Annotated in this window: 13 protein-coding genes; 7 read left to right on the forward strand and 6 right to left on the reverse strand. The window is 63.6% G+C overall.

Annotation, left to right across the window (positions count from 1 at the left end; all coding sequences use genetic code 11):
• Positions 1-95 precede the first annotated feature (95 nt).
• Positions 96-398 carry an acyl carrier protein gene (locus GRI69_RS10125; protein ID WP_160728157.1) on the forward strand — a complete coding sequence of 101 codons (303 nt, stop codon included), beginning with the start codon at positions 96-98 and terminating at the stop codon, positions 396-398.
• Positions 399-401: 3 nt separating this feature from the next.
• Here the strand turns inward: GRI69_RS10125 and GRI69_RS10130 are convergent, their stop codons facing one another.
• From GRI69_RS10130 to GRI69_RS10155, 6 genes are all read right to left on the reverse strand, one after another.
• Positions 402-1592, reverse strand: coding sequence for a class I SAM-dependent RNA methyltransferase (locus tag GRI69_RS10130; RefSeq protein ID WP_160728158.1), 1191 nt, complete (start codon positions 1590-1592; stop codon positions 402-404).
• Complete coding sequence (locus GRI69_RS10135; RefSeq protein WP_337191054.1) at positions 1589-2974, reverse strand: NAD(P)H-hydrate epimerase; 1386 nt, start codon at positions 2972-2974, stop codon at positions 1589-1591. The genes GRI69_RS10130 and GRI69_RS10135 overlap by 4 nt, the downstream gene beginning before the upstream one ends.
• Positions 2975-2992: 18 nt before the next feature.
• The gene (gene ilvD, locus GRI69_RS10140) at positions 2993-4711 is read right to left on the reverse strand and encodes a dihydroxy-acid dehydratase (protein WP_160728159.1); all 1719 of its coding nucleotides are present in this window, start codon (positions 4709-4711) and stop codon (positions 2993-2995) included.
• Between the two features lie 205 nt (positions 4712-4916).
• Positions 4917-5642, reverse strand: coding sequence for an N-formylglutamate amidohydrolase (locus GRI69_RS10145; RefSeq protein ID WP_160728187.1), 726 nt, complete (start codon positions 5640-5642; stop codon positions 4917-4919).
• Positions 5642-6454: a 4-(cytidine 5'-diphospho)-2-C-methyl-D-erythritol kinase gene (locus tag GRI69_RS10150; RefSeq protein ID WP_160728160.1), complete on the reverse strand. Its 813-nt coding sequence runs from the start codon at positions 6452-6454 to the stop codon at positions 5642-5644. The genes GRI69_RS10145 and GRI69_RS10150 overlap by 1 nt, the downstream gene beginning before the upstream one ends.
• Positions 6455-6461: 7 nt before the next feature.
• A complete protein-coding gene (locus GRI69_RS10155) occupies positions 6462-8108 on the reverse strand; it encodes an electron transfer flavoprotein-ubiquinone oxidoreductase (protein WP_160728161.1) in 1647 nt (548 codons plus the stop codon).
• 82 nt (positions 8109-8190) lie between these two features.
• On the opposite strand from GRI69_RS10155, the gene GRI69_RS10160 reads away from it, so the two are divergent.
• The 6 genes from GRI69_RS10160 to GRI69_RS16110 all read left to right on the forward strand — a co-directional run.
• Positions 8191-8976 carry a hypothetical protein gene (locus GRI69_RS10160; protein ID WP_160728162.1) on the forward strand — a complete coding sequence of 262 codons (786 nt, stop codon included), beginning with the start codon at positions 8191-8193 and terminating at the stop codon, positions 8974-8976.
• Positions 8973-10271 carry a hypothetical protein gene (locus GRI69_RS10165; protein ID WP_237453037.1) on the forward strand — a complete coding sequence of 433 codons (1299 nt, stop codon included), beginning with the start codon at positions 8973-8975 and terminating at the stop codon, positions 10269-10271. The genes GRI69_RS10160 and GRI69_RS10165 overlap by 4 nt, the downstream gene beginning before the upstream one ends.
• Positions 10238-10684 (forward strand): lytic transglycosylase domain-containing protein, encoded by a 447-nt coding sequence (locus GRI69_RS16105; protein ID WP_237453053.1) that lies wholly within the window; start codon positions 10238-10240, stop codon positions 10682-10684. The genes GRI69_RS10165 and GRI69_RS16105 overlap by 34 nt, the downstream gene beginning before the upstream one ends.
• Before the next feature lie 12 nt (positions 10685-10696).
• The gene (gene moaB, locus GRI69_RS10170; RefSeq protein ID WP_160728163.1) at positions 10697-11224 is read left to right on the forward strand and encodes a molybdenum cofactor biosynthesis protein B; all 528 of its coding nucleotides are present in this window, start codon (positions 10697-10699) and stop codon (positions 11222-11224) included.
• A 142-nt stretch (positions 11225-11366) separates the two neighbouring features.
• The gene (locus tag GRI69_RS10175) at positions 11367-12392 is read left to right on the forward strand and encodes an IS110 family RNA-guided transposase (protein WP_160728164.1); all 1026 of its coding nucleotides are present in this window, start codon (positions 11367-11369) and stop codon (positions 12390-12392) included.
• 51 nt (positions 12393-12443) lie between these two features.
• On the forward strand, positions 12444-12657 hold a 214-nt coding region (locus GRI69_RS16110; RefSeq protein WP_237453006.1), incomplete at its 3' end, for a hypothetical protein.

Genomic DNA, 12657 nt, shown 5'->3' on the forward strand with positions numbered 1-12657 from the left:
ATAGCGCAAGGGGGCCTCGCGAACCCTTTTGTTGCGCGGCAAAGGGCGCACCGCTAAGGGCAGGCCCATTCAGCAGCAGGGTGTACAGATTCAGGATGACCGGCCAGACCGCCACCGCAGGACCGATCGGCCCGAGCCGCCGCGAGATCGACGATAAGTTGCGGGCAATCCTGGTCGACGTCCTGTCGCTCGATGCCCAGCGGGTCGACGGGTTCGACAGCGACACGGGACTGTTCGGGCATCTGCCTGAACTCGATTCCATGGCCGTCGCCACGCTGTTCACCGAAATGGAGGATCGCCTCGGCATCGTGATCGAAGACGAGGATGTCGATGCCGAAATGCTGGATACCTACGGCGGGCTGCTCGCCTTTGCCGAAGCAAAGTGCATCGGGGCCTGACTTCTACCGTGTAAAATAGCTGGTCAATTCGACATGGGTCGACCAGCGGAACTGACCTACCGGGCGAAGCTTTTCCAGTCGGAAACCGGCCTCTACCAACGCCTTCGCATCTTTGGCCCAGCTGGAAGGGTTGCAACTTACATAGGCAACGCGATTGGCCTCGCTGGCTGCAATCTGCGCGACCTGTTCCCGCGCGCCCGCCCGTGGCGGATCCAGCACCACCGCTCCGAACCGGCCGATCTCCTCGGCGGTCAGCGGATTGCGGAACAGGTCGCGGTGCATGGCATGAATGGGGACACCATGACCATTGGCCGCACCCTTGCAGGCGAGGAACGCGTCGCGCGCCGCTTCTACCGCCAGAACTTTCGCAGGACCGGCAAGAGCAAAAGCGAATGTGCCGAGACCCGAGAATAGGTCGGCGACGGTGTTCGCGCCTGTAACGAAGTCGCGTGCATCGCCCACCAACAGGTCCTCTCCGTCACGGGTCGGCTGGAGGAAAGAGTCGTGCGGCATGTCCACAGGCACATTGCCCAAAGTGATCGTTACGGGATCCGGCTCCCACACCGTTTCCGCGCCATAGCCCTGGTCGAACGAGAGCCTTGCAAGTCCGTGAGTGCCGGCAAATTCGAGCAACGCTTCGGTGGCAGCCAGTCCGTCGGCGGCGAAATTCTTGAGGAAGCAGTCTACCCCCTGATCGGCCAGCGTCAGGGCAATATCGATGGGCTGTTTGCCCGCATGATCGGCGATCAGCTTTCGTAGTGGGGCGACGAGCGCAAAGAGTTCCGGCGCCAGGATGTGGCATTCGCGCATATCGACGATGCGATTGCTGCGCCCTTCCCGGAAGCCAATGACGGCCCCCTTCCCCGCCTTGAGACCGTGAAGCGTCGCCCGCCGCCTCGTCCGCGGGGGCGAAAGATGCGTGGGCAGGAGCTGTCCGACCTGAATATCCTGCGATTCTGCCGCAAAGACGACCCGTTCGGTGACGAATTGCCGCAAGGCCGCATCGTCGGCTTGCTGGAGCTGGCAGCCGCCACAGGTCCCGAAGTGGCGACAGGGCGGATCGACATGATGCGGTCCGGGAATGATGGTGCCGTCTTCCGACACAATATCGCCGGTAATCGCGCCTGCAAAATGCCGGCCGGTCGCGGTAACTCCGTCGCCCTTGGCAGCAATTCGCGTGATTTCTTCGCTCACAGGAAAGCCTCCAGCGCCGGTTTGACTGCGCGGGCCAGATAGCCCGCAGTGAATGCGGCGCCCGCTATGCGTGCAGCCTCGTGATGCAGCCAGACGGCCTCTTCGAGAGCGCGATGAGCCTCTCCATGCACCGCAAGCCGCGAGGCCGAAATGCCCGCAAGCACATCGCCAGTCCCGGCTGCCGAAAGCCACGCGGGCCCGCGCTCGAAAAAGCGGGTGCCCCGCTGTCCGGCCAGAACGGTATCGGGACCCTTGGCGAGCACGGCCATGCCGGTTTCTGCGTTCAGCGCCTGAGCCTTGGCGATCTTTCCTTCCGTCTCAATCCCGAATGCCTCGCACAGTTGGGCAAGCTCGCCCTCATGTGGCGTAATGGCGATGTTGGCAGTGTCGGCGCCCGATATCATCGTTGGATCGAGCAAGTGCAATGCATCTGCATCCAGAACGATCGGACGCTTTGCCGCCAGAGCCGCAGAGAGCCTGTCCCTTGCGGCGGGAGTTCTTCCAAGTCCGGGACCGATCAGCAAAGCCCCGATCCGCTCGTCTTCCAGTGCTTCGGCCAATGGACCATCGTCGACCACCAGTTCGGCAGGCACATCGGGATGGGAGTGATCGCTCAGCAGCTTGACGTAGCCCGCACCGCTGCGCAGCGCGGCCTGCGCTGCCAGAAGGGAAGCACCGGGCATGTCGCCCGCGACAATAGCCAACAGGCCGCGACGATATTTGTGCGCATCCGGAGCAGGCGGATCAATGTGCGGCTCCGCGCTCAGGCGCGGCAAGCCGACGGGGAAGTCGAGCCCGATATCGACAAGTCGCTTCTGGCCCATGGAAGCCATGGCCGGCATGACGAAATGCGCTCGCTTCCATGCGCCCAGAGCCAAAGTCAGGTCATATCGCACGAGTGGTCCGAGCTGCTGCCCGCTGTCGCTGGCAATGCTGCTCGGAATATCGATCGCGATCTTCTGGCCCTTTGTTTCACCCAACGCACGCAGCAGGTCCGCAAACTCCCCTTCGACCTCGCGGGTCAATCCGTAGCCGAACAGGCAATCGACGAAGACCCGGTTCGAAGGCAGGGGACCACTGGCGATCTCTCCAGAAAAAGCCTCGCGGGCTTTCCTGGCGGTCTCGGTCGCTGGCGGCTTGGGCGCGAAAACTTCCCCGCCGTTGCCGAGCTGGCGGAGGTACTCGGCGATCACGTAACCGTCCCCGCCGTTGTTGCCTGGGCCGCACAGCAAGCAGACCGGGCCTCCGGCAGCGATGCGGGTAATCCAGCGCGCCGCCCCCTCGCCTGAGCGGCGCATCAATTCCCACTCGGAAGTGCCGGCATCCATCGCCGCTTTCTCGGCGGCGCGCATCTGTTCGACGGTCAGGACGAAGCCGGTCACAGCGCGCCCCCGCGTGCCTCAGATATCCGCGAAAACGTGCGTTTCCTTGGCAGCACCGGGATGCGTGACGGCGCCCGCATAGGCTGGGCCGACATTCTGCGCATAGCGCCACAGGGCTCCGGACTGGTAATCATTGGCGCGCGGCTGCCATGCCTTGCGGCGTTCGTCCAGCACCGATGCGGGCACATTCAGATCTATCGTGCCCTGCGCCGCGTCGATGGCGATTTCGTCGCCGTCCTCGACCAGCGCGATCGGCCCGCGATCGGCCGCTTCCGGTCCAACATGGCCAATACAGAAGCCGCGCGTTGCGCCTGAAAAGCGCCCGTCGGTAATCAGCGCGACTTTTTCGCCCATTCCCTGTCCGTAAAGCGCAGCCGTGGTGGCAAGCATCTCGCGCATGCCGGGGCCACCCTTCGGCCCCTCATAGCGGATGACGATGACGCACCCTTCCTCGATGCGCCGCTGCTCGACCGCTTCGAAAGCGTCCTCTTCGCACTCGAAAACCCTGGCGGGGCCGGTGAATTGCAATCGTTCCATTCCCGCTACTTTAACGATAGCCCCCTCGGGCGCGAGCGTGCCCTCCAGGCCTACCACACCGCCGGTTGGAGTGATCGGGTGCGCAACATCGTAGAAGACCTTCTGGTCCGGATTCCAGGTGATTTCCTCGATGTTCTCGCCCAGCGTCCTGCCGGTCACGGTCATGGGTTCGGGATCGAGGAAGCCGCCATCCAGCAGCGTCTTCATCGCCATGTAGACGCCGCCCGCCTCGTGCATGTCCTTGGCAACATATCTTCCGCCCGGCTTCAGGTCGGCGATGTATGGCGTCGACTTGAAGATTTCGGCGACATCATGGAGGTCGAAGGCGATGCCCGCTTCATGGGCCATGGCCGGCAGATGCAACGCTGCATTGGTCGAACCACCGGTGGCCGCAACCACCCGGGCGGCATTCTCGAACGCGGCGCGCGTGCAGATGTCGCGCGGCCTAAGGTTATGCTCGAGCAGTTGCATCACCTGACGCCCGGCCGCCACTGCGATTTCCTCACGCGATTTGTAAGGAGCGGGAGCCATATTGCTGTTTGGAAGCGACAATCCGATGGCCTCACCGACGCAAGCCATAGTGTTGGCGGTAAACTGCCCGCCGCAGGCACCATGCCCCGGACAGGCCACCTTTTCGAGCGCGGTCAGTTCCTTCAACGGGCAATTACCCGCCGCATGCTGGCCAACGGCTTCGAACACATCCACTACCGTCACGTCCTTGTCGTGGAACCGCCCCGGCAGGATCGATCCGCCATAGACGAAAATGCTCGGCACATTGAGCCGCAGCATGGCCATCATCATGCCGGGAAGGCTCTTGTCGCAACCTGCAAAGCCGACCAGCGCATCGTAACAATGGCCACGCACCGACAGTTCCACGCTGTCGGCAATCACCTCGCGGCTGACGAGCGAGCTTTTCATGCCCTGATGGCCCATGGCGATGCCATCGGTCACGGTGATGGTATTGAACCGGCGGGGCATGCCGCCCGCCTCGTTTACTCCCTGCCGGCAAATATCCGCCTGTGCATTGAGCGTCGTGTTGCAGGGCGCGCTGTCGTTCCCCGCACTGGCAATGCCGACGAAGGGGCGGGCGATCTCTTCCTCGGTGAGGCCCATCGCATAGTAATACGAGCGATGCGGTGCGCGCTCGGGGCCGACCGAAACATGGCGGCTTGGGAGCCGGGATTTGTCGAATTTTGCCACCTGAAACCCTCCGGAACCTCCCTACCCCGTTCGCCCTGAACTTGCCGATGGGCTGCACTTTCCTTCGCCATTGCTACCAAGGGGAAGGACAAGGCTTCGACAAGCTCAGCGCGAACGGCTGAGGGGCTGATCTGCTTACCGATGAGTAGAGCGGGATGGCCGACCGGTGCAATAGCCGGCTCCCATAGGAAAGCTTGGCCCGCCCCTAGACTTCGAGCGCGACGCGTCCCATTACGTCGGCAAGCATCATCGCCCATCGCGATTGCCCTGCTTCGGTGGCAATCTGATCCTGCCTTATCTCGACCGTGCAATAGGGAATGCCATTCGCCTCTGCATGACGGTCCATCGTGGCATTGAGCTGTTTGCCCGAATAAGGCTGGTTGTCGCCCACAGTCAGCCCTTGCTCTTCGAAAAGACGGATGGCGTGGCGTGCGGCACGGTCATCCTGGTTGTAGAGCAGGCCAACCTGCCACGGACGTTTCTCGTCGCTCGTCTCGAGGCTTGGCGTGAAGCTGTGCACCGACACAATCATGCGCGGCTTGATCCGGTCGATCATCTGGCCCAGCGCCCGGTGATAGGGACGATGGAAAAGATTGAGGCGTGCTTCCTTATCGGCGCCGATGTTCCCCGGTATCAACCGGCCGTCACTTTCCGCAGGAACGACGGCAGGCTCGTCTTCCCGGCGGTGGAAATCGCATACGAGACGGCTGACGCAGGCGATGTGGGCCGGCATGTCGTGACGGCGGGAAAGGCGCTCAGCAATGCCCTCCACCCCAATATCGAGCGCAATATGCTCGTTCATGAGCTTCGCATCGATGCCCAGCTCGATGCCCTGCGGTACGTAGTTTGAAGCGTGATCGGCGACGCACATGAGGCCGTCCGGACGAACATTCTCCGCACCGACCTGGCGATACGGCAGATTGTCGATCATCATCGAAGGTTACCTTTCAAGTGCCACCATTCCGGATGGCCGGATGCTATGCGTTCGGCTGCAAGGTCACGCGCCGTATTGCTTTCGTAGAGGGCGAAACACGTCGCGCCTGAACCGGACATACGGGCGACAAACGGCTCGGTTCCGCGCATTGCATCAAGGACGTCTGCAATTTGAGGGCAGGCGGAAATCGCGGACGCCTGGAGATCGTTGCGACCCTCCAGCGCGATGTGCCGGGCATCGCCCAAAGGAAGCGGACCGCGATCCTCGCCATCCCAAGCCATGAAAACCGGCCCGGTCGCGAGAGGAATCCGTGGATTGACCAGCAGGACGGGCTTGTCGGCTAGGCTGCCGTCCACAATTTCAAGCTCGGTCCCTGTGCCGCGCCCGATGCATGTGCGGCTCTCCACGCAAGCGGGTACATCCGCCCCCAGTGTAGACGCGCGCGCTGGCCAATTGTCGGGCAGGCCGTGCGCCTGTTCAACTATCCTGAATATGGCCCCCGCATCTGCCGAACCGCCCCCCAGTCCTGCCGCGACCGGCAGGTTCTTCTCGAGCATTATGTCCAGCCCCTCGGGCCGCGGAAGTTTCCCCAGCGCCTGCATCACGATGTTGTCGAACGGGTCGCTTAGGAAACCCGAAAACTCACCGACGACGGTGAGACTGTCCCGGGCAGCAGGTGATGCACGCAGAACATCGCCCGCATCAACAAAGGCGAACAGCGTCTCGAGTTCGTGATACCCATCCTCGCGCCGCTTGCGGACATGCAGCGCGAGGTTGATCTTGGCGTATGCGATTTCGGTGATGGCCACCTAGGGATCACATATTCGGATAATTCGGCCCGCCGCCGCCTTCCGGCGTGGTCCATTCGATATTCTGGTTCGGATCCTTGATGTCGCAGGTCTTGCAGTGGACGCAGTTCTGCGAATTGATCTGGAACTTTGGCTCCTCGCCATCTTCCAGGATCCACTCATACACCCCTGCCGGACAGTAACGGGCGGAGGGACCGGCGAAGACTTCCAGTTCGCTTTCACGCTGCAACTCGCGGTCGCACACCTTCAGGTGGACCGGCTGGTCTTCGGCATGATTGGTGTAGCTGAAGCTGACATTGGTCAGGCGGTCGAAGCTCAGCGTGCCGTCGGGCTTGGGATATTTCACCGGCGCATAGAGGTCCGCCCGTTCGAGCATCTCGTGATCACGGTGATGCTTCATCGTGATCGGCAGCCCGATCTTGAGCGTGCGCATCCACATGTCGATCCCGGCCAATACCGTGCCGAGGTCTTCACCGTATTTGGCAACGGCGGGCTGCGCGTTCTTGACCTTCTTGAGTTCGGTGGCGATCCAGCTGTCACGCACGGCGGCATCGTAATCCACCAGCTCGGTGTACTCATGGCCTGCCGCTATCGCCGCAGCGATACTCTCGGCAGCCAGCATACCGCTCTTCATCGCGGTATGCGTGCCCTTGATGCGCGGCACGTTCACGAAGCCGGCCGAACAGCCGATCAGCGCGCCGCCTGGGAAGGCCAGCTTCGGCACGCTCTGCCAACCGCCTTCGTTGATCACGCGCGCACCGTAGGCAACGCGCTTGCCGCCTTCGAGCAACGCCGCGATTTCCGGATGATGCTTCCAGCGCTGGAATTCCTGGTACGGGGAGACGTAAGGGTTCTTGTAGTCCAGCGCGGTCACGAAGCCGAGCGCGACCTGTCCGTTGGCTTGGTGGTAGATGAAACCACCGCCCCAGGTGCCGGTTTCGCTGAGCGGCCAGCCCTGCGTATGGATGACGACGCCCTGTTCGTATTTCTCGGGTGCGACGTCCCACAGTTCCTTGACGCCCAAGCCATAGACCTGCGGCTCGCAATCGGCTTCCAGGTCGAACTTGGCCTTCATCTTCTTCGTCAGATTGCCGCGCGCACCTTCGGCGAAGAGAGTGTACTTCGCCTGGATTTCCATGCCCGGCTGGTAGTCGGGCTTGTGGCTGCCATCCTCTGCCACGCCCATGTCCTGCGTGACCACGCCGGCGACCGCGCCACGATCGTCGAACAGCACTTCGGCGGCGGGGAAGCCGGGGAAGACCATCACGCCCAGCCCTTCGGCCTGCTCGGCCAGCCAGCGGCACGTGTTGCCAAGCGAGGCGGTGTAATTGCCATCGTTGGACATGAAGGGCGGCAGGAGGAATTCGGGCAGGTCCGACTTGCCGCCTTCCGACAGCACCCAGTGGTGGTTCTCGGTCACGGGAGTTTCCGCCAGCGGGCAATCCATATCGCGCCACTTGGGGAAGAGTTCGTTCATGGCCTTGGGGTCGACCACGGCGCCGGACAGGATATGCGCTCCGATCTCGCTGCCCTTTTCCAGCACGACGACCTCGAGCTCTTCGTTGATCTGCTTCAGCCGGATCGCCGCTGAAAGGCCTGCCGGGCCGCCGCCGATGATGACGACGTCGCAGGGCATCGATTCGCGTTCGCTCATGTCTCTCTCTTTTCGTCGCGTAAACTGTGGGATTGCCTTGATTGCTGGGCGGTTTGAGGTCAAGACCCAGCACGGACGGAATATGATCGCAGATACGCCGGGAACACGCGAATTATCGCCTGCAGATGCGCTGGAAGCAGCGCTCGACTGGTGGCGCGAGGCAGGCGTAGAGGACGATTATACCGACGAGGCGAGCAAGTGGCTCGCCGAACCGGAAGAAAAGCACGCCGTAGCGTCGCCGAGCCCCAAGAAGCCGCCAGAAGAACCGAAGCAGACTCCGATCGAACGGGCGTTCGAAGGGTCCGCCGCCGCCGCGCACATCGGCGGGCCGGTCGACGCCTATCCGCAAACCCTCGAAAATTTTCGCCAATGGTGGATGAGCGCCGAAACGCTTTCCCCTCACGGCCCCGACCGGAGGCTTCCCCCGCGCGGCGTTGCCGGGGCGAAGCTCATGATCCTCGTTCCCGAGCCACTGGAAGCCGATACCGAGGAACTTCTCTCCGGCACTCCCGGTCGCTTCCTTTCGGCCATCCTCGCCGCGATGGGGATACCCGATCACGAGGCCTATCTTGCCAGCGCACTGCCCGCGCCCTCGTCCCTGCCCGACTGGTCGGAGCTGGCCGTGCGCGGGCTGGCCGACGTCACCCGGCATCACGTAACCCTCGCCGCGCCGCACCGGGTACTCGTCTTCGGCCGGTCATTGGCACCGCTGTTCGACGTACCGCTTGAACGGGCACGCGAGCCTGCGGTCGTGAAGGCCGGGGAAAAGACCCTGCCCCTGTTGCTTGCGCCGGAACTGGCCGAACTGGCTCGTTCCGCGCCGCGCCGCCGCAATTTCTGGAACCGTTGGCTGGATTGGACCGCATGACCTTACGCCCCCTCCTCCTCGCTGCCGCCGCTGCCCTCGCCTCGGCAACCCCCGCCGCCGCCCAGTCGGACAGCGTGAACTACTTTTCCCGCACCCATTCCTCGGCCCTGCCCAGCCTGCTGCAGCAGGAAGACCGCTTCTATTACGCCTCGCTGTTCGAGGCGATCGAGGCGCAGAACTGGGACCGCGTCGAACTCATGTTCTCGCAGCGTCCCGACGGACCGCTGCACGGATCGGCACTGGCCACTTATTATCTCGATTCCAACAGCCCCCGTATCGAACTGCCCCGGATCGAGGACTGGCTGCGCCGTTATCCCAATAATCCGCAGGTGGAAGGCATCGTCCGGCTCGGCCAGACCCGCGGCCTTTCGTGGATGCCCGGTCTCCCGAACGAACGCTCGCTTTCGCGTCAACCCGGCATTACCCGCCGGACCCTGCCCTCCACTATCGAGGACGGGACGATGCCCGCAAATGTGCGCGCAGCCATTCTCGAACGTATCCGTAACGACGATCCCGACGGCGCAAGACTGCTGCTCGACGGCGTCGATGCCTCGCTATCGGGGCAGGCGCGCGCGGAATGGCGCCAGCGCGTGGCGTGGAGCTACTATATCGAGAACCGCGATGCGGAAGCCTATGGCATGGCGCAGCAGGTCTCGCAGGGATCCGGACCGTGGGTGGCAGAGGGCGACTGGGTGGCGGGCCTTGCCGCATGGCGTCTGGGCGATTGTTCGCGCGCGGGCGAATTCTTCAACGCCGCATCTTCCGGGGCGGCCAATCCCGAACTGAAGGTTGCCGCGCACTACTGGGCAGCGCGCGCGCTCGTGCGTTGCCGCGAGCCGCACTGGCGCAGGCCCACCTGCGCAGCGCAGCGCGCTATGACGAAACGCTCTACGGCATGCTCGCAGCGGAACGGCTCGGAACGGACCTGCCAAGGGATCACACCGCGCCGGATTTCACGCAGGAGGACTGGCGGCGCCTGTCCGACGAGCCCGCCGTGCGCGAGGCGATCATGCTGGCCGAGGTCGGCCGCCGCGATGTTGCGGACGAAGTGCTCCGCTGGCAGGTGCGATATGGCAATCCCGACGATTTCGCCGCCCTCACCCGCCTCGCCCGTGCGCTCGGGCTGGCCGGGGCGCAAACCTTCATGGCCTACAACGCGCCGCGCGGCACCGCATCGCCGCCCAACCTGCGCTGGCCCGTCGCCTTCGAGACGCCCCATGGCGGATGGCGGGTCGATCCTGCGCTGGCCTTTGCCCACGCCCTGCAGGAATCGAATTTCCGCGAGCGGGTCGTAAGTCCCGCCGGGGCGATCGGTCTCATGCAGATCATGCCGATCACCCAGCGCGAATATGCCGCATCGATCAACATGAGCGCGGGCGCGGACCTCAAGGATGCCAAGACCAACCTCGCCTTCGGTCAGCGCACGCTGGAGGCGCTGGCACAGGCGGGATATACGCGGGGCCACCTGCCCAAGATCATGGCCGCCTACAATGCCGGCCCGACACCGGTGGCGCGCTGGAACAGCGAGATCAACGACCAGAACGATCCCCTGCTCTGGATGGAATCGATCCCCTATTGGGAAACCCGCTCCTATGTTGCCATCGTGATGCGCAACTATTGGATGTATCTACGCCAGGCAGACGCCGCCGCGCCGAGCCGGACGGACCTTGCCGAAAACGACTGGCCGCAGTTTCCCCGTACCCGATAGAAGGACCCGCTGATGGCTTTAGACGAGAGCCTGCCGTTCAAGCCGATCAACATCGCGCTGCTGACCATCTCCGACAGCCGCGCGCCGGAGGACGATACCTCGGGCGATATCCTGGCCGGTCGGATAGAGGGCGCAGGACACACCCTCGCCTCACGCGAGATCAGCCGTGACGACAAGAACGAAATCGCCGCCCATCTCCACCGCTGGATCGATGACGAGCAGATCGATGCAATCATCACCACGGGCGGAACGGGGCTGACCGGGCGCGACGTCACGCCCGAGGCGCTGGACAGGGTGAAAGACAAGGACATTCCCGGTTTCGGCGAACTGTTCCGCTGGCTGAGCTTCGAGACCATCGGCACCAGCACGATCCAGAGCCGCGCCTGCGCAGTGATCTCGCGCGGGACCTACATCTTCGCTCTGCCCGGATCGAACGGCGCGGTGAAGGATGGCTGGGACAAGATCCTCGCCCACCAGCTCGACAGCCGCCACCGCCCCTGCAATTTCGTCGAACTCATGCCGCGCTTGAGGGAGCGCTGAGACTTCAAACGGAACGCGTCCGCTTTCAGGGCCGGTCGCAACTGCGTGATTGGTCCGATTTGGGGTGATGGGGTGGACGCCCCCCGGCGGCATCGATGTGCCATAGTGGAGGTGTTTGAACACCACTAGAGAGGAGGCGTCCATGTCGGAAGTTAGCATCATCGGGTTGGATATCGCAAAGTCTGTTTTCCAGGTTCACGGGGCCGATGCGTCGGGCCGTGCGGTGCTCCGCAAGAAGATCAGCAGGGCGAAGCTCTTGCCGTTCTTTGCTTCGCAGCCCTCCTGCCAGGTGGTCCTGGAAGCGTGCGGGGGCGCGCATCACTGGGCGCGTGAACTGGCGAAGCTGGGTCATGAGGTCCGGTTGATCGCGCCAGCTTACGTAAAGCCGTTCGTGAAGCGCCAGAAGAACGATGCTGCGGATGCCGAGGCCATCTGCGAGGCGGCGCAGCGCCCGAGCATGCGGTTCGTGCCAGTAAAGACCGAAGCACAGCAAGCAGCCGCGCTGGTGTTCCGGGCCCGCGACCTGCTGGTCAAGCAACGCACGCAGATCAGCAACGCCGTTCGCGGTCACATGACCGAGCATGGCTGGATCGCGCCGCAAGGCCTGGCGCACATGAAGAAGCTGGCCGCACTGCTTGAGGATCCCGACGCGGTTCCCGAGAGCGCACGGCCGGTACTGGAGATAATGCTCGATCAGATGGCAGTGCTCAGCGAGCGCATTGCCGAACTTGACCGGGAGATCGCCCGGCGTGCCCGCGAAGACGAGACCGCGCGGCGGCTGATGACGATCCCGGGCATCGGACCGATCACGGCAACCGCGATCACCGCACTTGCACCTCCGCCCGGCACCTTTGCCAAGGGCCGCGACTTTGCCGCATGGGTCGGGCTTACACCGCGCCAGCACTCGACCGGCGGCAAGCAGAGGCTCGGCGCGATCTCGAAGATGGGCGAGCGAACGCTGCGGCGGCTGCTGATCATCGGCAGCAGCGCGGTCGTGCTCCAGGCAAGCAGGCGCGGCGCACCCGCGGGATCGTGGCTGGAACAGATGATGGCGCGCAAGCCGCGCATGCTGGTGACGGTGGCGCTCGCGAACAAGACCGCGCGCATCGTCTGGGCAGTGCTGACGAAGAACGAGGATTACAGGGCTCCGGTCTCGGTCGCGGCGTAAGCCGGGCCGGACCAGAGGTCGCCGGAAGGACGTAGGCGGACGAAGGAGAGTATGGCAAAACAGTCGGCGAGACGGGACCGGAAGAACCAGGGCTTTCCACCGTGCTTCATCAGTACGCTGAGGGTGATGTGGTTCCGGTCCGCGAACTCCCATACGGGCCCGCAGCACGAAAAGCTGCACCAGGAGGCCGGACAGATGGCAGCATCCGACTACGTGCCAAACCTCTCAAAATACCGCTTGCATCCTGCGGGGCGTCCACAGATGG

It is taken from the genome of Qipengyuania vulgaris (genome assembly GCF_009827325.1).
Lineage (GTDB): Bacteria > Pseudomonadota > Alphaproteobacteria > Sphingomonadales > Sphingomonadaceae > Qipengyuania > Qipengyuania vulgaris.

Bases quoted from the DNA above. Each gene is read 5' to 3' on its own strand.
- GRI69_RS10145 (WP_160728187.1), bottom strand. From the start codon at position 5,642: ATGATCGACAATCTGCCGTATCGCCAGGTCGGTGCGGAGAATGTTCGT.
- GRI69_RS10155 (WP_160728161.1), bottom strand. From the start codon at position 8,108: ATGAGCGAACGCGAATCGATGCCCTGCGACGTCGTCATCATCGGCGGC.
- GRI69_RS10165 (WP_237453037.1), top strand. From the start codon at position 8,973: ATGACCTTACGCCCCCTCCTCCTCGCTGCCGCCGCTGCCCTCGCCTCG.
- GRI69_RS10175 (WP_160728164.1), top strand. From the start codon at position 11,367: ATGTCGGAAGTTAGCATCATCGGGTTGGATATCGCAAAGTCTGTTTTC.
- GRI69_RS10125 (WP_160728157.1), top strand. From the start codon at position 96: ATGACCGGCCAGACCGCCACCGCAGGACCGATCGGCCCGAGCCGCCGC.
- GRI69_RS10160 (WP_160728162.1), top strand. From the start codon at position 8,191: ATGATCGCAGATACGCCGGGAACACGCGAATTATCGCCTGCAGATGCG.
- moaB (WP_160728163.1), top strand. From the start codon at position 10,697: ATGGCTTTAGACGAGAGCCTGCCGTTCAAGCCGATCAACATCGCGCTG.